The sequence below is a fragment of the Leucobacter rhizosphaerae genome (assembly GCF_022919175.1).
Lineage (GTDB): Bacteria > Actinomycetota > Actinomycetes > Actinomycetales > Microbacteriaceae > Leucobacter > Leucobacter rhizosphaerae.
This window is the reverse complement of sequence record NZ_CP095043.1, coordinates 887,659-911,518: the sequence shown is the minus strand read 5'-3', so window position 1 is coordinate 911,518 and position 23,860 is coordinate 887,659. Positions and strand designations below refer to the sequence as shown.

22 protein-coding genes and 1 riboswitch are annotated in these 23,860 nt (G+C 71.3%); of the genes, 15 read left to right on the top strand and 7 right to left on the bottom strand.

The annotated features are described in order from the left end of the window. Window positions 1–153: 153 nt before the first annotated feature. Window positions 154–1,125 (bottom strand): hypothetical protein, encoded by a 972-nt coding sequence (locus MUN76_RS04215; protein WP_244687427.1) that lies wholly within the window; start codon window positions 1,123–1,125, stop codon window positions 154–156. Window positions 1,126–1,480: 355 nt separating this feature from the next. Here MUN76_RS04215 and MUN76_RS04210 point away from each other — a divergent pair, with 355 nt between their 5' ends. Beyond that, entirely contained in the window at window positions 1,481–1,687 is a 207-nt protein-coding gene (locus MUN76_RS04210) for a hypothetical protein (protein WP_244687425.1), read from the top strand. On the opposite strand, the gene MUN76_RS04205 is transcribed toward MUN76_RS04210, so the two are convergent. After that, window positions 1,671–2,156 carry a DUF1877 family protein gene (locus MUN76_RS04205; RefSeq protein ID WP_244687423.1) on the bottom strand — a complete coding sequence of 162 codons (486 nt, stop codon included), beginning with the start codon at window positions 2,154–2,156 and terminating at the stop codon, window positions 1,671–1,673. The two genes, MUN76_RS04210 and MUN76_RS04205, sit on opposite strands and share 17 nt — an antisense overlap. A 245-nt stretch (window positions 2,157–2,401) precedes the next feature. Between MUN76_RS04205 and MUN76_RS04200 the strand changes: the two genes are divergently transcribed. Genes MUN76_RS04200 through MUN76_RS04190 form a run of 3 tightly spaced genes read left to right on the top strand, consistent with a single transcriptional unit; the run spans window position 2,402 to window position 10,699 of the window. After that, window positions 2,402–5,305, top strand: a complete 2,904-nt coding sequence (locus tag MUN76_RS04200) for a hypothetical protein (RefSeq protein WP_244687422.1) — start codon at window positions 2,402–2,404, stop codon at window positions 5,303–5,305. After that, on the top strand, window positions 5,283–9,284 hold the full coding sequence (locus tag MUN76_RS04195; RefSeq protein ID WP_429953143.1) for a Pls/PosA family non-ribosomal peptide synthetase: 4,002 nt from the start codon (window positions 5,283–5,285) through the stop codon (window positions 9,282–9,284). The genes MUN76_RS04200 and MUN76_RS04195 overlap by 23 nt, the downstream gene beginning before the upstream one ends. An 8-nt stretch (window positions 9,285–9,292) precedes the next feature. Next, window positions 9,293–10,699, top strand: coding sequence for a M1 family metallopeptidase (locus MUN76_RS04190; RefSeq protein WP_244687420.1), 1,407 nt, complete (start codon window positions 9,293–9,295; stop codon window positions 10,697–10,699). Window positions 10,700–10,751: 52 nt separating this feature from the next. On the opposite strand, the gene MUN76_RS04185 is transcribed toward MUN76_RS04190, so the two are convergent. Then, window positions 10,752–11,438 carry a 4'-phosphopantetheinyl transferase superfamily protein gene (locus MUN76_RS04185; protein ID WP_244687418.1) on the bottom strand — a complete coding sequence of 229 codons (687 nt, stop codon included), beginning with the start codon at window positions 11,436–11,438 and terminating at the stop codon, window positions 10,752–10,754. 132 nt (window positions 11,439–11,570) lie between these two features. Here MUN76_RS04185 and MUN76_RS04180 point away from each other — a divergent pair, with 132 nt between their 5' ends. Then, window positions 11,571–12,428 carry a glycerophosphodiester phosphodiesterase family protein gene (locus MUN76_RS04180; protein ID WP_244687416.1) on the top strand — a complete coding sequence of 286 codons (858 nt, stop codon included), beginning with the start codon at window positions 11,571–11,573 and terminating at the stop codon, window positions 12,426–12,428. Between the two features lie 263 nt (window positions 12,429–12,691). On the opposite strand, the gene MUN76_RS04175 is transcribed toward MUN76_RS04180, so the two are convergent. Beyond that, window positions 12,692–13,549, bottom strand: a complete 858-nt coding sequence (locus MUN76_RS04175; protein WP_244687414.1) for an alpha/beta fold hydrolase — start codon at window positions 13,547–13,549, stop codon at window positions 12,692–12,694. Between the two features lie 104 nt (window positions 13,550–13,653). Between MUN76_RS04175 and MUN76_RS04170 the strand changes: the two genes are divergently transcribed. From MUN76_RS04170 to MUN76_RS04135, 8 genes are all read left to right on the top strand, one after another. After that, a complete protein-coding gene (locus tag MUN76_RS04170; RefSeq protein WP_244687413.1) occupies window positions 13,654–14,118 on the top strand; it encodes an acyl-CoA thioesterase in 465 nt (154 codons plus the stop codon). 172 nt (window positions 14,119–14,290) lie between these two features. Continuing rightward, window positions 14,291–14,707: a DUF4383 domain-containing protein gene (locus MUN76_RS04165; RefSeq protein WP_244687411.1), complete on the top strand. Its 417-nt coding sequence runs from the start codon at window positions 14,291–14,293 to the stop codon at window positions 14,705–14,707. Beyond that, window positions 14,707–15,264, top strand: a complete 558-nt coding sequence (locus tag MUN76_RS04160) for a hypothetical protein (protein WP_244687409.1) — start codon at window positions 14,707–14,709, stop codon at window positions 15,262–15,264. The genes MUN76_RS04165 and MUN76_RS04160 overlap by 1 nt, the downstream gene beginning before the upstream one ends. A 66-nt stretch (window positions 15,265–15,330) precedes the next feature. Continuing rightward, entirely contained in the window at window positions 15,331–15,717 is a 387-nt protein-coding gene (locus MUN76_RS04155) for a hypothetical protein (protein ID WP_244687408.1), read from the top strand. A gap of 51 nt (window positions 15,718–15,768) precedes the next feature. Next, window positions 15,769–15,874, top strand: a riboswitch (TPP riboswitch). Beyond that, window positions 15,868–16,164, top strand: a complete 297-nt coding sequence (locus MUN76_RS04150) for a thiamine-binding protein (RefSeq protein WP_244687406.1) — start codon at window positions 15,868–15,870, stop codon at window positions 16,162–16,164. It overlaps the preceding riboswitch by 7 nt. Before the next feature lie 21 nt (window positions 16,165–16,185). Then, entirely contained in the window at window positions 16,186–16,971 is a 786-nt protein-coding gene (locus MUN76_RS04145) for an ABC transporter permease (RefSeq protein WP_244687404.1), read from the top strand. 26 nt (window positions 16,972–16,997) lie between these two features. Further along, window positions 16,998–18,074, top strand: a complete 1,077-nt coding sequence (locus MUN76_RS04140; protein WP_244687402.1) for an ABC transporter substrate-binding protein — start codon at window positions 16,998–17,000, stop codon at window positions 18,072–18,074. A 1-nt stretch (window position 18,075) separates the two neighbouring features. Continuing rightward, window positions 18,076–18,858: an ABC transporter ATP-binding protein gene (locus MUN76_RS04135; RefSeq protein WP_244687401.1), complete on the top strand. Its 783-nt coding sequence runs from the start codon at window positions 18,076–18,078 to the stop codon at window positions 18,856–18,858. Window positions 18,859–18,885: 27 nt separating this feature from the next. On the opposite strand, the gene MUN76_RS04130 is transcribed toward MUN76_RS04135, so the two are convergent. After that, a complete protein-coding gene (locus tag MUN76_RS04130; protein ID WP_244687399.1) occupies window positions 18,886–20,340 on the bottom strand; it encodes a 2-isopropylmalate synthase in 1,455 nt (484 codons plus the stop codon). Window positions 20,341–20,514: 174 nt separating this feature from the next. Here MUN76_RS04130 and MUN76_RS04125 point away from each other — a divergent pair, with 174 nt between their 5' ends. Both MUN76_RS04125 and MUN76_RS04120 read left to right on the top strand, forming a co-directional pair. Beyond that, entirely contained in the window at window positions 20,515–21,204 is a 690-nt protein-coding gene (locus MUN76_RS04125) for a FadR/GntR family transcriptional regulator (RefSeq protein WP_244687397.1), read from the top strand. A gap of 62 nt (window positions 21,205–21,266) precedes the next feature. Beyond that, window positions 21,267–21,947, top strand: coding sequence for a DUF6891 domain-containing protein (locus tag MUN76_RS04120; RefSeq protein ID WP_244687395.1), 681 nt, complete (start codon window positions 21,267–21,269; stop codon window positions 21,945–21,947). Window positions 21,948–21,950: 3 nt separating this feature from the next. Here MUN76_RS04120 and MUN76_RS04115 read toward each other — a convergent pair whose 3' ends face one another. Both MUN76_RS04115 and MUN76_RS04110 read right to left on the bottom strand, forming a co-directional pair. Continuing rightward, the gene (locus MUN76_RS04115; protein WP_244687394.1) at window positions 21,951–22,619 is read right to left on the bottom strand and encodes a GyrI-like domain-containing protein; all 669 of its coding nucleotides are present in this window, start codon (window positions 22,617–22,619) and stop codon (window positions 21,951–21,953) included. Continuing rightward, window positions 22,616–23,713 carry a DNA alkylation repair protein gene (locus MUN76_RS04110; RefSeq protein ID WP_244688656.1) on the bottom strand — a complete coding sequence of 366 codons (1,098 nt, stop codon included), beginning with the start codon at window positions 23,711–23,713 and terminating at the stop codon, window positions 22,616–22,618. Before MUN76_RS04110 ends, MUN76_RS04115 begins: the two co-directional genes overlap by 4 nt. Between the last annotated feature and the right edge of the window lie 147 nt (window positions 23,714–23,860).

Sequence of the window (23,860 nt, the reverse complement as noted above, 5' to 3'; positions counted from 1 at the left end):
TCGCGAGTCGTGTCTCTTGGGGTTTCGGTTCCGCGGCCCACGTCGCTCAGAGCCCTTGAAAGCATGGGAAACCAACGATTTCAGCGCCGGACACTTGCTTGAGAATCGTTTGGAAAGCCGTATCGGTAGGTTCATTATCCAAACGTGGGGCTGTCACACAGCAATAGAGCGGATCACATGCGATCGCCAGTCATGCTCCGCATCGTAGGAAAGCGCCCGTTCTCTGAAGACCGTCCAGAGCACGTCAACCTCGTCGGGAAAGATTAGCGCGATACTCGGCACCGTGCCGACCGAGGCCATATACTCGAATTCCGGTTCACTAACCGCATCGAAAACCAACACAGCATGACGACGGGTGCCCTCCGGCGCCCGCGCCAGGCTCTCCCTCAGATTCGCTGACAAGTCGCTGTCAAGCCACGTTTGAACGCGGCTCGCGATCGTGTCGGGGCGACTGGTCCGGTGGTAGCCCCAGCTGAGACAGATGTCCACACCAGCTGGTGCTGACTCGGGAACGAACGAGGACACCATCCCGCTGCCAACGGCGCTCAAAATCGCCCGCTGCGCCAAGCTGACCTCGTCAGTCTTAACCAATGGCTGCCAGCCCCGGGACATCTCAGTAGCGCCGTGTTCTTCGAGTATTCGCAGATACGGCAGCAGCGCATCGATCAGTCCCTTTACTCGCGGCGTGGGCTTGCGCGGGCCAAGATGGGTAGCTCGGAACTCCGCCTCTCGCTCGGCCTTCGATTGCACGGAGAAGCCAGCCGCCTTGAGCTGTAGTCGCTCCGTCGGCCTCGGTTCTACGAAATTTGGCATAGGCGGGAACGAATCGCTGTTGGTCTCTGCGTCGATTAGAACTAGCCAGCGTCGGGCCAGCTCCGGTATGTCTCGGCTCGTCTCATGCTTCGCCGTCGCCTTGCTTAGCTCGCGCAACGAGTCACTAGTGATCCTCTTGACCTCGGCGACGTGCGCGCTATCCTTCGAGCGGAGATCCGCCTGCGCTGTCTGCGCCTCCGGAATGGGAACGAACGACGCATCAAGCGCACCGCTAAGCAACAGTTTGGCAACGCGCAGACTTTCGGCATCACTTCCCATGCCACTATCCAACATCATCATCACCTCCAACACGCCGATTCGTACATCGCGTGCGACTGGCTACGCGCACCAAACCCGGGTCGGATCGGCGGCTTGGGGTTAGCGCCTAGAGCGTCACTTCTTGAGCAGCTTTTTGCGCCGAAAGTCACTCTTTGCCAAGGGTCAATGCATATTCGATGCAAACTAAGGGAGCCAGAAACCCTGTAATTACGCGGATTTTCGGCCTAAAGCACGGGGGTAGACCGTGGGCTTAGATCTATTGAGTTGTTCTTGGTTCAAGTCCGGGTAGTTGGGTCAACCCCAGCGAAATGCAATTCACCCCCAAGTCCCACCCCTCCGGTACCCCAGTCTGACGCGCCGACCCCCACCCACCCGCAACCCTGGAAGCATGACCATTGCACAGGTGTTTCAGCGGCCGTCCATCTTCATCGCAGCGGCCGTCACCGCGGCGTGCGGGGTCGCGCTCGTCGCGACGTTGGCCGTGGTCGTCACGGTGCTGAGCGTCACCCAGAATCTGCAGCTGGTGCAGCCCGGCGGTCAGACGACTGCGGTCGTCGGCACGACGAGCACCGCGAACCTCACAACCACACCGTGAATACGACGTGCCGCCCCTCGGCGGCCGCGGCCGCGAAGAACGTCCGCAGCCCGTCGAGGTTGCCGAGCGCGTAGCCCTCCTCGTCCGCGCCGAACTCCGGGTTGCGGAGCTCCTCGGGCATCTCCCGGTAGCGGTGCGAGAACTCCTCGTCAGTAAGTTCCGCCAGGAACCCCGCAACCTCCGCCGTCTCATCGGGGGAGAGGTACGTCACCCACGACTCGTCGTCGACCTGCAGCTCCCGCGCCCCGCCGATCACCCCGCGATCCGGCCACGCGTCGTCCTCGCCGGCCGGAGCGATCGCGCACGCGATCGGATCCCACGCCTTATCCGTCTCGCACGCCCGGAGGAAGACCGCCTCGTCCTCCTCGAGCGCGTCGAGCACCTCGTGCAGCGCTTCGTCGTCACCGGCCGCCTCGAGCACCCGCGCGGCTTCCTCATCGTCGAGCCTGAAATGCAATCCGAGCTGCATGTGAGGTCCTTCCGCAAGGTCAAGCAAGGGCGAACTGGCATGTGGCACCGGATCCCGCACCGCACCCCTCTCAGGCTAGGGGCGCGGGATCCCGACTTCAACACCTCGCAGGTGTCGGACCCGTAACCCCGGAGCCGCCCGCGCGGCGCTGTTCACCCGCCGGTCACCTCCGCAGCGGATCCCGTTCACTCGCCACTGGTTGGGTAGGAGCGGCTCCAACGCCACACGACTTGAGGAGTTCTGACATGCGAACAGCGACATCGGTCGCGGGCGGCTTCTGCGCCGCCATCTTGACCCTCGGCGCACTGGTGGCCCCGGCCGCCGCAGCGCCGGCCGCCGCCCCGGCACCCGCCACGCCCGCGCTGGCCAACCCCGCGCTGACCACCCCCGCGCTGGCCGAGCAGGAGGTGACGCCGGACGCGCTCTCGGTGGTCGTCACCGGTGACGGCGCGCTGGAGTGGACGAAGCAGGCGGGACCCGTCGCGATCCAGAACTTCGACTCGACCGGCGCCGCGGGCACCACGACCCCGCTGCCGACGGAGGCGGCCGAGGGTCAGTTCCCGTTCACGCTCGGCATCGACCGGGATCAGGCGGGTGCGCTGCAGCAGTCCGCCGACCACCAGGTCGTCACGCTCGGGGGTTACAACGCTCCGGTCGGCGCCGACGCGAACGACGCGACCGCCCCCGAAACGCTCCGTGTCATCGCGCGGGTCGACGCCGCGGGTAATGTCGACACCTCGACCACCCTGGCCGGCGCCTACAGCAAGCGCCACATCCGCGGGGTCGTCACGGCCGACGGGCAGCGCTACTGGACCGGCGGCCACGGCCACGATTCGGCCGGCGCGGTGCGCGCGGGCGTCCTCACGATCGAGCAGGGCGGCACCACCCCGGTTGCCGTGACCACCGGCGGCTCGGTACTCAACAACACCCGCGTGCCGGTGATCCACGACGGTCAGCTCTACGTCTCGTCCGACCGCGACGGTTACCACGGCATCAACCGGGTGGGCGCGGGCCTCCCGACCGAGACCGCCGAGATGACTCTCATCGCCGCCGCCCCGAACGGCAGCACCGTGCCGCACGACTTCGTCTTCGTCGGCGACCACCTCTACGTGGCCTACACCGAGGGCGCCCCGGCGCTCGTGCGCTACGGCTTCGACGGCACCACCTGGGTGGTCGAGGATCAGTTCCCCGGCCAGTTCTGGGGGCTCACTGGCCGAGTCGCCGATGACGCCGTGGTGCTCTACGCCACACGCGGCGCCAGCCAGCAGAACGAGCTCGTCGCCATCATTGACGCGCCGGACGCCGAGCCCGGCGCCATGGCCTCGGCGCCGTCCGAGGTGCTCGCCACCGCGGCGCCGAACACCTCCTTCCGCGGCGTCGACTTCGCACCCGGCTTCGTGCCCGGCACCGGCCCGGCGGTCATCACGCTGACTCCCACGGTCACCTGGAACGCCCGGGTCGCGGGCGGCGTGGGCAACGCGCTGTCGGCCGTGCTCGGCTCGACCTCGAACCCGGTGGCGACCGGCAGGATCTCGGATCCCGGGGCGGACGACGCTGCGCCTGCAGACGGCACCGAGCCCGCAGACAGCCTCGCGGCCGATCCCGCCGATCCCGCCGATCCCGCCACCGGCCTCACCGTCACCGCGACCTCGGCCGACCCGAGCGTCGTCGCCGACGAGAACGTCAGCGTCGAGCTCAACGCCGACGGATCCTTCGCCCTCACCGCCGTGCCCTCGGGCGTCGGCACCACCACAATCACCCTGACGGTCACGGCCGCCGACGGCCGCACCGCCGACTCCCCGCTGCAGTACGCGGTCTCGGCGCCGCTCGCCGACGCCACCGCCAGCGCGCACGTGGGCGTCGCCGACGCCTCGGCCGGCTACGACGTGGGTGATGGTCACTTCTTGGTGGCCGACGACGACTCGAACCAGATCCGGCTCTACGGGCCGACCACGGGCGAGCCCGTCGCCGAGTTCGACTTCACGGGGCAGATGACCCACCCGACCGACCGCACCTTCGACCTCGAGGCCGCGGCCCGCATCGGCGACACGATCTACTGGGTGGGATCGCTCGGCAACTCCCGCAGCGGCAACTCCTGGCCGCACCGCGACATCGTGTTCGCGACCGAGGTCTCGGGGAGCGGCGCCGCGACGACGCTCACGTTCGCGGGTGAGGCCACCGGGTTCCGCGAGGCGCTCACCGCGTGGGACACCTCCAACGCGCACGGCGCGGGTGCCAGCGCCTTCCAGTTCGAGCGCGCCACGACCCCCGGCACCTCGGCCGAGGGACCGAACTCGCTGAACCTCGAGGGCGCCACCTTCGCGCCGGACGGCACCACGTTCTGGCTCGGCTTCCGCTCGCCGCTCGTGCCCGTCGCCGTGGATCCCGCGAACGATCCCGCGGGCACCCTCGCCCTCGTGATCGCCGTCGACAACATCCAGGCCGTGATCGCCGAGGGCGCCGCGATCGAGATCTCCGACTACTTCACGCTCGATCTCGGCGGTCGCGCGATCCGGGACATCACCGAGACCGACGATGGCAACTACCTCATCGCCGCGGGCAGCGCGGACGACAGCGGCAACTTCGCGATCTTCGGCTGGTCGGGAGACCCGGCGGAGGTTCCCGTGCAGTCCAAAGCTCCGCTCGCACTTGACGGCTGGTCGGGATCGTACGAGACGATCCTCAGCGCCGCGTCGCTGCAGGATGACGTCGTGGTCCGGGTGCTGCAAGATGCCGGCACGGTCGACATCTACGGCACCGGGGTCGAGGCGCAGGATCTCACCCGTGAGCTCATGAAGTTCCCGTCGCACGACTACGTGCTCGACTTCGCGGGGGCCTTCGCGCCCGTGGACGGCGGCACGGGCGGCGGCGATGAGAACGGCGGCGGCACCGGCGGCGGGACCGGCGCAGCCGGCGGCGACGGCACCGGATCGGGATCCTCGGCCGCACCCGGCGCCTCGCGGCCCGGGCAGCTGTCGCAGACCGGAGCCGACGGCGGGCAGGAGCTGCTGATCGCCGGACTGGCCGGGGCGCTGGTCCTGCTCGGTGCTGGAGCGCTCGGTGCCGCTGCACGGACCGCACGCCGCACGATCCCCGCCCCCGCCCGACGAGAGAGCACCGTCGCACTTGCACACGACCTTGGCGCCTGAGCCCGCGCCCGACCGTCAGGCTCCGCTGAGCCGTGGACCGCTGGCGCCGGATCCGCGCACCCTCATCGACATCCTGCACGCCACGGCCGCGGCCTACCCCGAGGCCTCGGCCATCGACGACGGCTCGGGCGCCCTGAGCTACGCCGAGCTGCTCGAGGCGGTCGAGGCGGAGGCCGAGCGGCTGCGGGCGGCGGGGGTGCGGCCGGGGGATCGGGTCGGGATCCGCGTGGACTCCGGCTCGAAGGCGCTCTACATCGCGATCCTCGCCATCATGCGGGCCCGTGCGGCCTACGTGCCGGTCGACGCCGACGACACCGACGAGCGGGCGCGGCTCGTGTTCGGCGAGGCGCGGGTCGCGGGCATCATCGGCAACACGGGGTACCTGCCGCGTGAGCAGGGTCGGGATCAGGACTCGGCCGGCACAGGCGACACCGCTCTCGAGACAGACTCCTCCACCCCCACCCTCGACGACGCCGCCTGGATCATCTTCACCTCCGGCTCCACGGGCGTGCCCAAGGGCGTGGCGGTCTCGCACCGCTCCGCCGCGGCCTTCGTCGACGCGGAGGCGAACTGGTACCTCCAGGACGATCCGCTCGGCCCCGGCGACCGGGTGCTCGCGGGCCTCTCGGTCGCGTTCGACGCCTCGTGCGAGGAGATGTGGCTCGCCTGGCGCTACGGCGCCTGCCTGGTGCCCGCGCCGCGCGCGCTCGTGCGGTCGGGGGAGGATCTCGCGCAGTGGCTCGTGCGCCAGAGCATCACCGTCGTCTCGACCGTGCCGACCCTCGCCGCGATGTGGCCGCGCGACACGATCGAAAACGTGCGCCTGCTGATCTTCGGCGGCGAAGCGTGCCCGCCCGAGCTCGTCGCCGGCCTCGTCGAACCGGGCCGCGAGGTCTGGAACACCTACGGTCCGACCGAGGCCACGGTGGTCTCGTGCGGCTGCCGGCTCGACGGCGTCTCACCCGTGAGCATCGGGGTGCCGCTCGACGGCTGGGATCTCGCGGTGGTCGACGCCGAGGGCCGGCGGGTCGCGCCGGGTGAAGCGGGCGAGCTCATCATCGGGGGTGTGGGCCTCGCCCGCTACCTCGACCCGGCGAAGGACGCCGAGAAGTACGCGCCCATGCCATCACTCGGCTGGGAGCGCGCCTACCGCTCGGGCGACCTCGTGCGCTACGAGGAGACGGGGCTCATGTTCCTCGGCCGCGCCGACGACCAGGTGAAGGTCGGCGGGCGCCGGATCGAGCTCGGCGAGATCGAGAACGCGCTGCAGGAGCTGCCGGGGGTCACCGCCGCCGCGGCCGCCGTGCGGGCCAGCGATGCGGGTGTGCCGGTGCTCGTGGGGTACCTCGTGGTGGAGGGCGCGGCCGACGGAGACGGCGCCGCGTCGTTCGACCGCGGCCTCGCGCGCGAGCACCTCGCCTCGCGCCTCGCGGCCGGCGTGATGCCGCTCATCGCGATCGTCGACGACCTGCCCGTGCGCACCTCCGGCAAGGTCGACCGCGCCGCGCTGCCCTGGCCGCTCCCCGGCGTCGCCGCGGGCGAGGGCGGACTCGCGGACGCCGATGGGCTGAGCGACACCGCGCGCTGGCTCGTCGAGCAGTGGCAGCGTGTGCTCGGCGTGCCCGTGCCGAGCACCACCTCCGACTTCTTCGACCTCGGCGGCGGCTCGCTCGCCGCGGCGCAGCTCGTGTCGCGGATCCGCGCCCGCGTGCCCGAGTTCACGGTCGCCGACATCTACGACGTGCCCCGCCTCGGTGCGATGGCGAAGGCGATCGCGGCGACGGAGCTGCAGGCCGATCCCGGCAGCTACCACCAGCCCGCGCCCACCCCGAAGCGCACCCAGTGGGCGCAGACGCTCGCCGGCGTGCCGCTCTTCATCGTGAGCGGCGTGCGCTGGCTCGTCTACCTGCTGACCGCCGGCACGATCCTGCGGGCCGCCGATCCCGTCGCCTTCGCGGTGCTGCCCACGGCGCCCTGGTGGCTGCTCGGGATCGGGATCCTCGCCGTCGCGACGCCCTTCGGCCGCATGGGTATCGCGGCGATCGTGGCCCGGATCCTGCTCGCGGGACTGAAACCTGGCGACTACCCGCGCGGCGGCGTCACCCACATGCGGCTCTGGCTCGCGGAGCAGTTCTCCGCGCAGATCGACGCGGTCGGGCTCGCGGGAGCGCCGTGGGTGACGGTCTACGCGCGGCTCCTCGGCGCGCGCATCGGCCGCGACGTCAGCCTGCACACCCTGCCGCCCATCACCGGCATGCTCGAGGTCGGCGACCGGAGCGCGATCGAACCCGAGGTCGACCTCGCGGGCTACTGGATCGACGGCGACCTGCTGCGCGTCGGGCCCGTGCGCATCGGCACCGACGTCACGGTCGGCGCGCGCTCGACGCTCGCGCCGGGCACCCGCATCGACGACGGCGCCGAGGTGTCGCCCGGCTCCGCGGTCTTCGGTCGTGTGAAGTCGGGGCAGCGCTGGGCCGGATCGCCCGCCGTGCGGGTCGGGAGCGCGCGCGGTGACGGTGGATCCGGCGCCGAGGCGTGGCCCAAGGGCACCCCGCATCCGGCGCCGTCGTGGCGCATCGCGTACGGCCTGTCGTCGCTGGGCCTCGCCCTTCTGCCGTTCGCCGCGTTCGCGCTCGGAGGGGTGATCGTGAGTCTCGGGATCGCGGGGGCGCCCACCCTCGGCGCCGCCCTGCTCGGCGCACTCGCCTGGCTGGTGCCGGCGGTGCTCGCGGTGGGGCTCGCGTACGCGCTCGCGGTGATCCTGCTCGTGCGCCTGCTCGCGATCGGCATGGAGGCGGGCACCTACCCGCTGCACAGTCGGGTGAGCTGGCAGGTCTGGACCACCGAACGCCTGCTCGACACCTCCCGCACCTTCCTCTTCCCGCTCTACTCGAGCCTCGTCACTCCCACGTGGCTGCGGCTCCTCGGGGCGCGCGTCGGCCCGAACGTCGAGGCCTCAACCGTGCTGCTGCTGCCGAAGATGACCCGCATCGACGAGGGTGCCTTCCTTGCCGACGACACGATGGTCGCCTCTTACGAGCTGCACCGCGGCTGGCTCCGGATCGGGCCGGTGCGCATCGGCAAGCGCGCGTTCCTCGGCAACTCCGGCATGGCCGGTCAGGGCCACCGGGTGCCGAAGTACTCGCTCGTCGCCGTGCTGTCCGCGGCCCCCGCGAAGGCGAAGGCCGGATCCTCGTGGCTCGGCTCCCCGCCCGCGCGCCTGCGCCGCACCGCGCAGGACGGCGAGGACGACCGCACCTACCGCCCCGGCGGGGCGCTCCGCCTCGCCCGCGCGCTCTGGGAGCTCGGCCGCATCGGGCCGGTGATCGTGACGTGCGCACTTGGGCTGCTCGTCGTGTTCGCGTTCGCGTGGCTGCTCGCGGTGGTGGGCCCCGTCTGGACGCTGCTGCTCTCGGGCATCGTGATGCTCGCCGCGGGCGCGCTCGCCGCCATCATCTCGACGATTGCGAAGTGGGCCATCGTCGGGCCGATCCGGGTGGGGGAGCACCCGCTGTGGTCGAGCTTCGTCTGGCGCACCGAGGTGAGCGACACGTTCACCGAGATGCTCGCCGCCCCCTGGTTCGCTCGGGCGGCGGCCGGCACCCCGGCCATCGCCGTGTGGTTGCGTTCGCTCGGCGCGACGATCGGGCGCGGGGTGTGGTGCGACTCGTACTGGCTGCCGGAACCCGACCTCGTGTCGCTCGGCGACGGCGCCACCGTGAACCGCGGGTGCGTGGTGCAGACGCACCTCTTCCACGACCGGATCATGAGCCTCGACCGGGTGGAGCTCGAGCCCGGCGCCACGCTCGGCCCGCACAGCGTGATCCTGCCCGCCGCGACGATCGGCGCGCACGCCACGGTCGGCCCGGCGTCGCTCGTGATGCGCGGTGAGAGCGTGCCCGTCGGATCACGCTGGAGCGGCAATCCGGTCGGCCCGTGGCGCGCCGTCAAGGTGCGCGCGTACCAGTCGACCGACTGATCGATCCTGTGCGAGACTGCTTCGAGGCCCGGGATCCGCTCCGGCCCGTGATCCCGAACCCGAAACCCGAGATGCCGCCGCAGTCGACTCCGCCCCGCACTCCGCCCCGCTTGCCGCGGCCCGCGCACCCCTACACGCCCGACCCGTACCTGCCGCACTCGGGCGACGCACGCTATTCGGTGACCCGCTACGCGCTCGACCTCGACTACACCCCGCGGTCGAACCGGCTCGTGGGGGTCGCGACGCTGTCGGTGCGGATCGTGGAGGCGACGTCGGCGATCCGCGTCGACCTGATCGGGCTCCAGGTGGGCAAGGTGCGGGTGAACGGCAATGTGCACAAACAGGTGGTGCAGCGGGATCGGTCCGTGCACGTGCGCTTCGCGGCGCCGCTCGACGCGGGGGACACGCTCGAGCTCGCCATCGAGTACGCGGGGCGGCCCGGGCCGACCCGGTCGCGTTGGGGGCTCATCGGGTGGGAGGAGCTCGAGAACGGCGCCCTCGTCGCGTCGCAGCCGAGCGGGGCGCCGACGTGGTTCCCGTGCAACGACCGGGTCGACGACCGCGCCACGTACCACGTCCGCGTGACCTGCGACCGCGAGTTCTTCGTCGATGTCACGGGCGTGCCGGGCGCCGTGTCGACGCGCGGGGGCAAGCGCACCTGGACCTTCACGAGCGACGTGCCGACCGCGACGTACCTGCTCGCCGCCCACGTGGGGGCGTACGCGGAGTTCCCGCTCGGCCGCGCCCGGCTCATCACGCCGCCCGCGCAGGCGGCGCGTGTGCAAGAGGCGTTCGCGCCGGTCGAGCAGATGCTGACGGTGTTCGAGCGCTGGTTCGGGGCGTACCCGCAGGACGCTCTCTCGATCGTCGTGTGCGAGGAGGCGCTGGAGATCCCGCTCGAAGCGCAGGGCATGGCGACCTTCGGGGTGAACCACTGCGCGCCGTCGGAGCAGCGGCTGATCGCTCACGAGCTCGCGCACCAGTGGTTCGGCAACAGTGTCGGGATCGCGCGGTGGCAGGACATCTGGCTCAACGAGGGCTTCGCGTGCTACGCGGAGTGGATCTGGTCGGAGGCGTCGGGCGGGCCGTCGATCGCGGAGCTCGCCGAGCTGCACCACATGCGGCTCGCGGCGCTGCCGCAGGATCTGTGCCTCGCCGATCCCGGGCCCGCCGACATGTTCGACGACCGGGTGTACAAGCGCGGGGCGCTCGTGCTGGAGGCGCTGCGGCGCAGGCTCGGGGCGGTGCTGTTCGAGATGCTGCTGCAGAGCTGGGCGGAGGCGCAGCGGCACGCGCTCGTCACGACGGCGGACTTCCGGGCGCACGCCGAGGCGCTGAGCCCGGCGTCGCTGGGCGACGTGTGGCGGGACTGGCTCGACGGGACCGCGCTGCCGGAGCTGCCGCCGCGGGTGTAGGTGGGGCGGGGCTCGGCGGTGTTTGCTGTGCCTCCCTGGCTGGCTGGCTCGCTCAGCCGAGTGCGATGCTCAGGATCGCGCTGGGGTGCGGGCCGGGGTTCGCGTGGGGTTCCGCGCCGGGATCCGGGCCATCCGCGCGCGAGCCGAACTCGAGCGTCAACTCCGTGCAGGTGAGCCCTGTTGCGTTCGGCCGCTCCCAGCCGTCGCGGAGCCCCCGGCCGCGAGCCTTCGCGATGGCCTCGAGGCGGGTCCAGGCGTGGAGTGGGTGGTCTGGGTCTGCGCCGCCCGCGGGTGCTCCCAAGGCCTCGCGCGCCGCACGCTGGCGCTCCGGCGTGTCCCACTCGACGTCGATCCCGAACCTGCGCGACCCCGGAGGTGCGATGCCGGCGACTGCGAGCGAACCCGCGTAGCTCACGCTGACGAGCGGGGGAGCCGGGGCCGCTGGAGCCTCGCGGCCTGCGTGTGATGCGGTGCGCTCGACACGGAGCAGGCCGTGCTCCGTGCTGCCGCAGCTCGTGCACTGCTGCACGAGGAGGTGCCCTCCCGGGAGGATCTCGTCGAGTTCCGCGCGGAGCAGGCGGCGGGACATGTGGCGACGGGCGGCCGGATCCTGCGGTTTCGGCGGCACCGCTGATTCCGATGGTGCGGCGATCTCCCACACCAGCGTGACGCCCTCCGGGGTGACACGTCGCCCGCGGGCCAGGGGTGCGGTCGCACGGCCCGTCCGAATCCCCGTCATGGGGGTAGCGTACCGGGCCTGGGAGGCCCGGGTCAGACCGAGGCAGAGTAGGGTCGAGAACGCGTGCGGGGTCCGCAGGAGAGACCTGTGACGCCCGCCGAGGAACCGGAGTGGATATGCGTGAGGATCGCCGTGCGACGCGCTGACCCGCACCCATACCTCGCGGATCCCGCGCGACCGCGGATCCTGGCCCACCGCGGGTTCGTGCCGCCGGGTGCGACCTCGCTCGCCGGCCCCGCACCTGCTGCTGCAGCCGCACCTACTGCCACTCCGGCGCCCTTCGCCGAGAACACGCACGCAGCCTTCCTCGCCGCCCAGCACGCCGGCGCGCGCTATCTCGAATCCGACGGGCACCTGACGCGCGATGGACGGGTCGTGCTCGCCCACGACAGCGATCTGTCGCGGGTGGCGGGGGATCCCCGGCGCATCGCCGACGTGACGCACCGCGAGCTCGCGGCGATCATGGCCGACCGCGGCGGACTGCTGACCCTCTCGGAGGCGCTCGAGGCCTTTCCGGAGGCCTGCTTCAATCTCGATGTGAAGGCCGCGGGGGCCGCCGAGCCGATGGGTCGCGCCGTGGCGCACCACGCGCACCGGGTGCTGCTCACGAGCTTCTCGGACCGCTGGCGCCGCACCGCCCTCCGAGCGGCGGCGCGAGTGCCCGGTACCGAACGCCCGGCGACCTCGCCCGGCCGTGGCGCGCTCGTGCGGATCCTCGCGGCGGTCGCCCTGGGCGGGGGCACCGGATCGCGACCGATTCTCGCGCGAGCGTTCGCCGGCCTCGATGCGCTCCAGATCCCGGAGCGACAGGGCGCGATCCGCGTGCTCACCCCGCGACTGCTCGCCGCCGCGCATCGGCACGGCGTCGAGGTGCACGTGTGGACGGTGAACGACCCGGCGCGCATGCGGGCGCTCGTCGACCTCGGCGTCGACGGCATCGTGACCGATCGCACCGACCTCGCGGTGGCGGAGTTCGGTCGGCCGCGCTGAGCTGGGAACTCGGACTGCCAGGCGGATGTGGCCCGTCACGCGGAGGGAACCGGCCGGATCCGACCGCGTGAGTGCCCAGGACCGCGTGAGGTGCTCGCGGCCCGGGTGCAACAGCGTGATGTCATGAGCACCGGCGGGCCGTCAGTCGGATTTGCGCGCTCTTTCGGACGGAACAGCGCGCCTCCATCCGATTGACGGCACATTTCCGAATGACGGCTCGGGTCTAACGGCGCGGGAGTAGCAGAGCCCACCCCGCCCGGAGCCTAGCTCCCCAGGAACTCCCGCACTCGCGCATTGAACGCCCCGGGCTCGGTGAGGAATCCGGCGTGCACCGGGATCGTCGCGAACTCCGCGTGGGGGAGGTTCGCTCCGACCCACCGCCGGGCGTCGTCCGCCCACTCGTCCTTCGCGAAGAACAACAGCGGCTTGCCCGAGCCATCGAACTCGATCGCGGTCGCCGAGAGGTCGGTCGACAGCCCTTCGACCCCCGTGATGATCGCGATGTGCTCGGGCGTCTGGGCCCCGTCGGCGATGAGCTTCACGGTGGCGGGATCCTGCGCGGCACGCTCACCGGGCACCCCGAGCGCGTCGGACGCGATGTACTCGAGGAACCCCTGGCGATTCGTCGACAGGAACTGGATGTAAGCCGGCAGCCCGTCATGGCTGAGCCCGGCCTCGCCCCACTCGGCGGGGTTCGCGGGATCGAACGGCACCCGCGGCGGCTCGTCGATCAGGATCAGCTTCGCTACCCGCGCGTGGCCGTTCTGCTGCAGGTACGACAGCACGTCGAGCACCCCGAACGACCAGCCGGCCAGCGTCAAGTTCGTGAGCCCGAGCGCCTCGATGACCTCGGCGAGATCGCGTCCGCGCTGCGGGTAGCTGTTGCCGGTGAGTGGCTTGCTCGACTGCCCGTGGCCGCGGGGATCGATGGCGATCACGTCGGCGTGCGCGGCGAGTTCGGTGAACTGGTGCACGAACACCTCGGCTGAGAAGCTCCAGCCCGGCACGAAGAGGATCGGGTCGCCGGATCCCGCGCGCAGCACGCGGATCTCCACGCCGTCACCCACCGGGACGCGCTTCGTTGTGACGGACTCGGGCAGGTCGGGGAAGTCGATGCTCATGCTGCGATGCTAACGACACCGACGCGCTCGCCGCAGCAATGTTGCGCGGATTGACCCCGAGCCCCGAATCACCCACGTAACCGGGCGGGCATAGGCTCGCAACCATGGCACCGCACACAGATTCCGCAGATTCCCACGCCCCCGAGACCCGCGTCAACGGCATCAACTTCTACACCCGCAAGTGGGTCAAACCCGAAGACCTGAACGCGAACGGCACGCTCTTCGGCGGCAGCCTGCTGCGCTGGATCGACGAGGAGGCCGCGATCTACGCGATCATCCAGCTCGGCAACCACCGCGTCGTCACGAAGTTCATCTCCGAGATCAACTTCCAGGCGTCCGCGCGGCAGGGCGATCTCATCGAGATGGGGCTCGTCGCGACCTCCTTCGGCCGCACCTCGCTCGCCATGCGCGCCGAGGTGCGCAACATGATCACCCGCAAGGTGATCCTGAGCATCGAGCGCATCGTGTTCGTGAACATCGACGAGGAGGGTAACGCGGCGCCGCACGGCTACTCGACGATCACGTACGACCGGGATCGGATGCCGACGACCCAGCCCGCCGAGGACTGAGCCCGCGGAGAACCAGACCGACCGCGATCCCCGGCAGCGTCGCGCGACCCTACGCAGGATTCCGCCCGAGCACAACCCCATCGCGTCGCGGTCTCGCACCCCCTTAGCTGGAGGGCAACACATGCGGCATCGATCAGACCCGCCCATGTGACCAATCGCAAGGGGGCACACCATGAAATCTGTCAACAGGATCGTCGGCGTCATCTTCGGTGGCGTGTACGTGGTCGTGGGGCTGTTGGGCTTCGCCGTGACGGGCGGGATCGGGTTCATCGCGCGCGATGGGCATCTCCTGCTCGGGATCTTCGAGGTGAACCCGCTCCACAACGTGGTGCACCTCGCGATCGGTGCGGCCCTGATCATCGCCGGACTCGCGAACACCCGTGCGGCGAAGGCGGTCAACGGGACGGTCGGCGCGGTCTACCTCCTTGTCGGCATCGTCGGGTTCTTCATCGCGGACACCGCGGCGAACATCCTCGCGCTGAACACCGCCGACCACATCCTCCACCTCGGCAGCGCGCTCGTGCTCCTGGGCGTGGCGTTGGGAGCCGACAAGCAGGTGGCGCGGCCGACGGGTCCGCTCGTGGCCTGATGATTGCCACCGACCCGAGCGCGCTCCCGGGGGTCCGGGGCGCGCTCGCCGACGGCTGGCGCGCATTCGCCGGGATCTGGAGCGCGTTAGCGGCGATCGGGTCGACGTTGATCCTCTGCGCGATCGCCGCCGAATCGGGCTGGCTGCTCGCGGGAACGCTGCTCGCAGCGGCGGCCGCGGAGCTGGTGTGGGGGCTCGGGGTGCTCCGCGCGGGGCGCATGCTCGCGCCGCGGCTCGCGATCGCCGTCTCCGTGGTCGTGATGGCCGCCGCGACGGCGCTGGTGTTCGCCCGCCAGATAGGTTGGGTGCCCTTCGCGGTGCTCGTCGTGCTGCACTGGTCCGTGGCCCTGCTTGCCGCCGTGCGTCTGCGACGACTCCGGGCAGCGAGCGCCTACTCGGCCGGGTCCGGCGCCCCAGCCTCACCACGCCCGGGTGCCACGGTGATCGCCGTCACCGCGGCGGCGATGGTGGTGGCGGCGCTCACGACGCCCGCCCTCGCGAATACCTCGGCCGGGGAGCACGCGGTGCCGCACGGCACGAGTCACCACGCGCACTGAGCTCGCCTGCATCGAGCGTCCGCACGCACCCCGCCGCGCGAACCACACCCCCGATACACTGCCACCATGACGATCCAGCTCGCCGCGGCGGCACTCGCCACGCTGGTGCTCGCGGCGCTCGCCGTCCTGCAGATCCTGGTCGCCTCGGGGAAGCCCTACGGCACGCTCGTCTGGGGCGGTCAGCATCGGATCCTGCCGCGCAAGCTCCGCATCGGCAGCGCGGTCTCGGTGCTGCTCTACGCCGGGTTCGCCGCGATCCTGCTGTCGCGCGGCGGCCTGCTCGGCGGCGGCGACTCCGGGTTCGTACGCGTGGCGACGTGGATCCTGGTCGGGTACTTCGTGCTCGGGATCGGGATGAACGCGATCTCGCGCAGCCGACCCGAGCGCGCCGTGATGACCCCGGTGTGCGCGCTGCTCGCGGCCGCGAGTCTTGTCGTCGCGCTGGGTGCGTGACGGGCGAACCTAGCCCCGCACCCCGTCTGCTAGGGTGAGAAATCCACAGTGAACATCCGCTGGGGGGGCCGAATGGCTGAGATCCGCCGACCGAGGTGGACCACCCCAGAAACCTGATCTCGGTAATGCGAGCGGAGGGAAGCGGTCAATATGTTGATCCATGTCCATGTAGGTCCCACACCCCACGGCGATGAGCGGGGGCCCTACGCCCACTGCGAGGCGGCGATTCGGGTCATCGAATCCAGCGGCCTCGAGTACGAGGTCGGCGCGCTCGGCACCACGGTGCAGGGACCGGCCGACCGGCTCTGGCCGCTCATGCGCGAGCTACACGAGGCCGTGCTCGCCTCGGGCGCCGAGCAGAACATGACGCACGTGCGGATCCTGGAAGCGCAGGACGATCGCTTCGAGGCCTCCATGTCGGACCTCGCGGCGCGCATCACGCACTAGCGCCCGCCCGCTGTCGCCGCCGTGAGCACCATCACGCGGCAGATCCTCCCCGTGCTCGTCGCCGTCATCGGCGTCGTGCTCGTATGGGATCTGCTCGTCCGCATCACCGGCGTTCCCGACTACCTGCTCCCTGCCCCCGCGCAGGTGTGGCAGGCGGCCTGGAACGACCGCACGCTGCTCGGGGAGCACCTGCTCGCCACCGTGCAGATCGCCGTCGCCGGCTTCGCCATCGGCGCCGTTCTCGGGCTCGGGATCGCCGTCGCGCTCACCCTCTCGGACTCCGCGAGGCGCGCGGTCGAGCCGATCCTCATCGCCAGTCAGGCGATCCCTCCGGTGATCTTCGCGCCGATCGTGATCGCGGCGATGGGGTTCGGCGCCTGGCCGAAGATCCTCGTGGTGACACTCGGCGCGTTCTTCCCGGTCGTGATCAGCGCGGCCGCGGCGATGCGATCCGTCGACCGCGATCTCGTCGACCTGCTCGTCTCGATGGGGGCCTCCCGCGGCACCGTGCTCCGCCGCGTGCGCCTGCCGGGCGCGGTGCCCGGCATCGTGGCGGGCGCGAAGGTCTCCGCGAGCTACGTCGTCTTCAGCGCGATCATCGCCGAGTGGATGGGATCATCCGTCGGACTCGGCGTGTACCTGCAGCGCTCCCAGGCCAGCTACCGCATGGATCAGCTCTTCGCCGCGGTCGGCGTGATCGCCGTGCTCGGCGTGCTGCTGTTCTGGATCACTGCTCTCCTCGGGGACCGCGCCCTCGCGCGCACCCGCGCCGCATCGGCCCGCGCCGACGGCACCTCACCCTCCTGAACACCCCACAGAAAGGTCACCCCGACGTGACTCGCACTTCTTCGTTCTCCACCCACGCTGCCCGTTCCTCCACCGCGGCGATCGCCCTCCTCTCCGCTGGTCTGCTGCTCGCGGGCTGCAGCGGCGCCGCTTCGGGTGCCGGATCGGCGGGATCCGGCACCGCCGGCACCGACAGCGACCTCCAGCAGGTCACCCTCATGCTGAACTGGACGCCCAACGCGCACCACGCCGGCATCTACTACGCCGAGCAGAACGGCTTGTATGCCGATGCCGGCATCGACCTCGAGATCATCGAACCGGGTGCCGACATCGGTGCCGACGCGGCCGTCGCGGAGGGCCAGGTCGAGTTCGGGATCTCGCAGGCCGAGTCGGTGCTGCCGGCGCGGGCGGCGGGCATGGACATCGAGGCCATCGCCACCCTGCTCCCCGTGAACGACTCCGTGCTCATGGGCCTCGAGGGCACGGGGCTGACGGAGGATCCCGCATCACTTGCCGGGCTCACCTACGGCGGGTACGGCGGGGCGCTCGAGACCGAGATCATGTCGGAGCTCGCGACCTGCGGCGGGGGCGACCCCGACTCGATCGAGTTCATCGACATCGGCAACGTCGACTACCTCGCGGGGCTCGCGCAGGATCGCTTCGACGTCACCTGGGTGTTCGGGGGCTGGGATGCGCTCCGCGCGCAGTCCGAGCGCGACGACGTGGTGATCCTGCCGCTGTCGGCGCACGAGGAGTGCATTCCGAACTGGTACACCCCGGTGATCGTGGGGAACGGCGAGGCGATGGCGGCGGATCCGGAGCTGACGCGCGCCTTCCTCGACGCCACGAGCCAGGGGTACGAGGCGGTGGCGGCGGATCCCGACGCCGGAGCCGAGGCGCTGCTCGCCGGAGCACCCGAGCTCGACGAGACGCTGGTGCGCGACGCCGTGGCGTACTACGCGCCGCTCTTCCAGACCGACGCGGCGGGAGAGGCCGACCGCTTCGGACAGATGGAGGAGCCCGTATGGACGCGCTTCACCGAGTTCCTGGTGCAGGCAGGCATGCTGGACGACACGGCGCCGCTCGAGGGCGCGTGGACGAACGACTACCTGCCCGCGGCCTGACATGACCGCCCTGGTCGTCGACGCGGTCGCGCACGCCTTCCGCGCGCCGGGAGCGGGGCGCGCCGCACGACGGGCGCCCCGCACGCCGGTGCTGAGCGAGGTGTCGTTCGCCGTGGAGCCCGGCACCCTGACCGCGCTCGTGGGGCCGAGCGGCTGCGGCAAGTCGACCCTGCTGCGCGTGCTCGCCGGGCTGCTCGTACCGGAGCTCGGGAGCGCCCGCATCGGGGGTCGAGACCTCGTCGGGCGACCCGGCGGGGTCGCGTACCATCCGCAGCGCGACGCCCTGCTGCCCTGGCTGCGGGCGATCGACAACATGACCCTCGGTGCCGAGACCGCGGGTCGGGATCGCGCCGCCGCGCGGGCCGAGGCGCTCGGGCTGCTCGAGCGCTTCGGGCTCGCCGGCCAGGAGCGCGCCTGGCCTGATGAGCTCTCGGGCGGCATGCGGCAGCGCGTCGCGCTGCTGCGCACCTTTCTCATGCCGCAGCCCGCGCTTGTGCTCGACGAGCCGCTGGGCGCGCTCGACGCGCTCACCCGGCGGCGGCTGCAGCACTGGCTGCTCGACCTCACCGCGAGCGATCGCCGGCCGATCCTGCTCGTCACGCACGACATCGAGGAGGCGCTGCTGCTCGCCGATCGGGTCCTCGTGCTGAGCGATCGACCCGGCCGCGTCGTGCACGTCGAAGAGCGCCCGGACGCCGCGGGGCGCACGCGCGAGCAGGCGGAGGGCAGCGACCGCGCCGCGCTCCGCCGGGTGCTCGCGGCACTCGACGGGCGGGCGGCGTGACGGGGCGGGCAATCCCTCTGCGAGCGCCTACCCGAGTTGCGCGGACTCGAAGAGCTCGCGCAGCTCGGCCGCGGTGATCTCCGCTCCGGTCGCGTCGGTGTGCGCTTGCACCCGGCGCGCGAACGCGATCTGCGCCTCCCGCGGCAGCGCGATCCCGAACTCGGCCTCGAGCAGGTAGGCGATCCCGCCCTTGCCCGACTGCGAGTTCACGCGGATCACCGCGTCGTAGCTGCGGCCGAGGTCCGCGGGATCGATGGGGAGGTAGGGTACGCGCCACTCGAGGTCGCGCTCGGAGACCCCCTCGGCTGCCGCCCGCGCGCGGTGCTCGGCGAACCCCTTTTTGATCGCGTCCTGGTGCGTGCCGCTGAAGGCGGTGTGCACGAGGTCGCCGGCGTACGGGTGCCGCGGGTGCACCTCGATGCGGTTGCAGTGTTCGACCGTGCGCCGGATCTCGTCGATGTCGGAGAAGTCGATCATGGGGTCGACGCCCTGCGCGTGCAGGTTGAGCGCGAGCGTGACGAGGTCGACGTTGCCGGTGCGCTCGCCGTTGCCGAAGAGACAGCCCTCGACCCGCTGCGCCCCCGCCAGCACCGCCAGCTCGGCGCACGCGACGCCGGTGCCGCGGTCGTTGTGCGGGTGCACCGACAGGATCACGCTGTCGCGCCGGGCGAGGTGCGTGTGCATGTACTCAATCTGGTCCGCGTAGACGTTCGGGGTGGCGATCTCGACCGTGGCGGGCAGGTTCAGGATCACGGGCCGCTCCGGCGTCGCCCGCCAGAGCTCCGTGATGGCGTCGCAGAGCTCCAGCACGTAGTCCGGCTCGGTGAGGGTGAAGACCTCGGGGGAGAACTGGAAGCGCACGTTCGGCAGGTGTCCCGCGAGCTCGAGCAGGTCGCGGCCGGCCGACAGGATCAGCTCCGTGAGCGCGGCGCGATCCTTGCCGAGCACCACCTCGCGCCACACGGGCGCGGTGGCGGTGTACAGGTGGATGACCACGGGATTCGTGATGCCCTGGATTGCGGCCACGGTGCGCTCGATGAGGTCGCGGCGCGCGGGGGTGAACACCACGATCGTGACGTCGCTCGGGGCGAGGTCGGTCTCGGCGAGGAGGCGTACGAAGTCGAAGTCGGTCTGCGAGGCCGAGGGGTAGCCGACCTCGATCTCGGTGTACCCCATCGCGACCATGAGCTCGAAGAACCGGCGCTTGCGCTCGGGGCCCATCGGCTCGGCGAGCGCCTGGTTGCCGTCGCGCAGGTCGACGGGCACCCAGAGCGGCGCCCCGGTGAGGCGACGCGACGGCCACTGGCGCGGGATCTCCGGCACCTCGACGCGGGTGTGCGCGTCGCGGTAGCGGTGGGAGGGCATCTGCGAGCGGCGCTGCCGGTTCCAGGCGGGTGCGCCGTGCGGGATCGGGCCGGCGGGGGTGTCGATGCCGGGGAAGGGGGTGGTGCTGCTGGTCGTGGTGGTGCTGCTGGTGGTCATGGCTGCGGAGTCCTTGCGTCGCAAACGAGTGACCGGCGCGTCGTTCGGCTCCACAGCGGGGAGCCGGTCTGGCTACACCCCGCCGTGGCGGCGAAGAAGGAGGCGACGAGCGATGAGCATGGCTAGACTGTATCACAACTCCTCAGACAAGCTGCGGAGTGAGAGGATGACGCCATGCCCCAGCTCCAGCGCAGACCGCTCGCGGACCAGGCGGCCGAGGCGCTGCTCGCGCGCGTGCGCGACGGCGAGTGGGAGCTCGGCGCGAAGCTGCCGGGGGAGACCACGCTCGCGGGGCAGCTCGGCGTCGGTCGATCGACGGTGCGCGAGGCGATCCGGCAGCTCGCCGGGCGCGGAGTGCTGAGCTCCCGGCAGGGCGCAGGGGTGTTCGTGATCGCCCTCGACGCGCCCGACGACTGGGACGCGGTGCTGCGCCGGGCCGACATCGTCGCGGTGATCGAGGCACGGGCCGCGATCGAGGGAGAGGCCGCGGCGCTCGCCGCGACCCGCCGCACCCCGGCCGACGCGCGTGCGATCCGGCGGGCGCTGCGGGAGCGCGACGAGCGGCGGTCGATCCTCGAGGACCACGTCGACGCCGACACCGCGTTCCACCGCAGCATCGTGGTCGCGGCGCACAACCCCATTCTCTTGGAGCTCTTCGACGGATTCACGCCGCGGCTCCGGCAGGCGATGGTGGAGATGCTGCGGCTGCGGGGCGCCGGCGGTGCCGGGCACACCTTCGGCACCGATCCCGACCACCGGGCGCACGAGCAGCTCGCCGACGCGGTGCTCGCTCGGGATCCCGCCGCAGCGGCCGCACTGAGCCGCGCGCATCTCGCGCAGCTCGCGGCGGCGCTCGGGCGGTGACGCGGGACCGATCCCGCAGCGCGGAGTTGTGCCCGCCCCGACCTGGCGAGGAGAATGCAGCCATGAGTGCAGCGCAGAGTGCAGACTGGTACACCCCGCCCGCAGCGTACGCGATTCCGGAGTCGTGGAATCTCTCGGAGGATGCGCGCGGGTTTCTGCGCGAGCAGGTGTGGACGATGATCCTGCAGGGGGAGAGCGACCCCGAGATCTACGTCGAGATGTTCAGCGAGGACCTCGACGAGGCCGGCATCGACGATGCGGAGGCCGAGCGCTTCTTCGCCTCCGTGATCGACCTCCGCCGCACTCAGCAGCGCGCGCTCGGCGGGCTGCCCGACACCCCGCTGCGCCGGGCGTTCGCGGAGCTCGCGTCGATCGGCGTCATCGGTCGGGAGAACTTCACCTGCTGCGGCACCTGCGGCTCCGAGGAGATCTGGGACGAGCGCGACAATTCGCGCACCTGGCGCGGGTACCTCTACTACCACGAGCAGGACGCCGAGGGGATCCCGGAGAGCCGCGATACCTACGTCGGCTACGGTGCGTTCCTCGATGCGTTCCTGCCGGAGGACGAGTGGAACGCGCTGAGCGAGTCAGCCCGTGAGCGGCGGTACGCGCGCATCGTCACCGAGCTGATGCACGGAGAGGTGTTCCCGATCCTTGAGAAGCACGGTGTGCGCGTCACCTGGGACGGGGATCTCGGCACCCGGATCCTCCTGTCGAACGTCGACGCGTTCTTCGCGGTGTAGCCGTCAGCCCGGCCTCGACTCCGCGGCAGCGACCGGCTGCCGCAGGATCGTGCGGAGCTTCTCCGGCGCGACCTTCCGCGCATCGCTCAGGTAGATCTCGTGGTGCGTGCCCGCGAGGCGGAGCCCCTGCTCGGGGATGAACCGCTCGTGCATCTCCGCGAGCACCGGCGCCTCGTCGTCGTAGGAGCCGACGTGCAGGGTCTGCACGCAGGTCCCCTCGCGCAGGCTGCCCCAGCGCACCTCGTCGAGCCGCGGCGGCGCGGACTTCGCGGCGACCCGATCGCGTGCCGCGGCGAGGTCCGCCGGGCCGAGCCAGTCGGGCTGCAGGATCATCATCGTCCAGTCCCAGCGCGACTTGTCGCGCGCGGTGGTGAAGGTCGCGAGGTCGTCGGCCCACCACAGTCCCTCGAGCGGCATCACGACGTAGTCGCGCCCGAGCTCGCGTGCGCTGGCGAACTTCAGCGCGTACGCCAGGGGGTAGAGCGCCTTGAGCGCCTCGGTGTAGGCCGGGGCCGTGTTCGGGTCGCCGTGCCCGTCGATCATGAGGTACTGCAGTTCCGGCACCTCGAGCACCTGGAACGCGCCGCGCGGCGCCCGGTACGACGGAAGCGCTTTCTTCAGGTCGACCTTGGCGGCACCGCCGGATCCGGTCCCCGGTTCAGCGGCGGTCACGAGCCAGCCTCCATCGTGAACTCGGCGCGCTCGTGCACGACGCCGTTGATTTGCAGCGCCAGTCCGTACCGCCCGGGGTAGTACTTCCGGGTCGTGATCGCGCGGAAGGAGTGGCCCGCCGCGACCTCAGTGGCCTCGCCGGGTGCGAGGCTGCGCTGCGCGATCTTGAACACCTTCGATCGCTCGTCGCCCCGGGCCCCGGGAAAGGAGAGCACGTAGTCGATGACGAGCCGCGCCGGCTGGTCGCCCGTGTTCCGCACCGAGGTGCGGAACCGCACGTCACCGCCCACGGGCACCGCGTCGACGGAGAGCGCGAGTGGGTCCACCTCAACGCTGGCCGGTGCGAAGCCGAGCACTGCGAGCGCGTCGACATCGCCGCGCTTCACGAGCGTGCGTAGCGCGCGCCGCACCGTGCGCTCGATATCGGTGCCGCCGCGTTCCTGCCAGCTGCGCGCCGCGGCGACCACCGCGGCGGCGTGGGCTCGGCTGTGGTCGTTCAGGTGGTTCGCGACGGAGCGCCGCACCGACTCCTCCGGGTCGGCGTAGAGCGCGTCGAGGATCGGCAGGGTCGGTGCCGGATCCCGCACGAGCGCGGGGAGCCGTTCGCCCCAGGGCAGCAGCGGGCGGCTGCCCTCGGACGCGAGGCGGCGGACGTTCCAGTCGGGGTCATCGGTCCACTCGCGCAGGTGGCCGAGGCCGCGGTCCAGATCGTGCAGCAGCAACGGCCGGATCGCGAACTCCGAGGTCATGCGCGGGGTGAGCTCACGCATGAGCGACATGGCGGTGTCGAACGCGCCGCTCGTGTCCGCCTCGATGGCGCTCCACGACGCGGCGAGACCGACCGGCCAGAGCGTCCAGCCGCCGAACTCCCCGTCGGCCAGCGACCAGCGGATCACGGCGGTGAGCCGATCCCGGTCGCCGTCGACATCCACGAGGATCGCCCGGGCCAGTGCCCGCGCCCGCTCGCTCAGGGTCAGCGCGCCGAGCTCGCCGCTCGCGGCGCGGGTCGCCGCGTAGCTCGCACCCGGGTCGGCGCGCTCGAGCGAGGCGATGAGCGACTGCGACGACTGCGCGCCCAGGAGATCTTCGGTCATGGACACGGTGGGCCTCGATCCTTCGCGCAACGGACGTGGGGAGACGCGCGGCGGCGCGTCCGGGTCGAGTGTACGACAGGCCTCGGACATCGGGTGCGGTGCACCGGTCCGCTGGTGCGCTACCGCAGACCCGGCGCTCGCCGCACC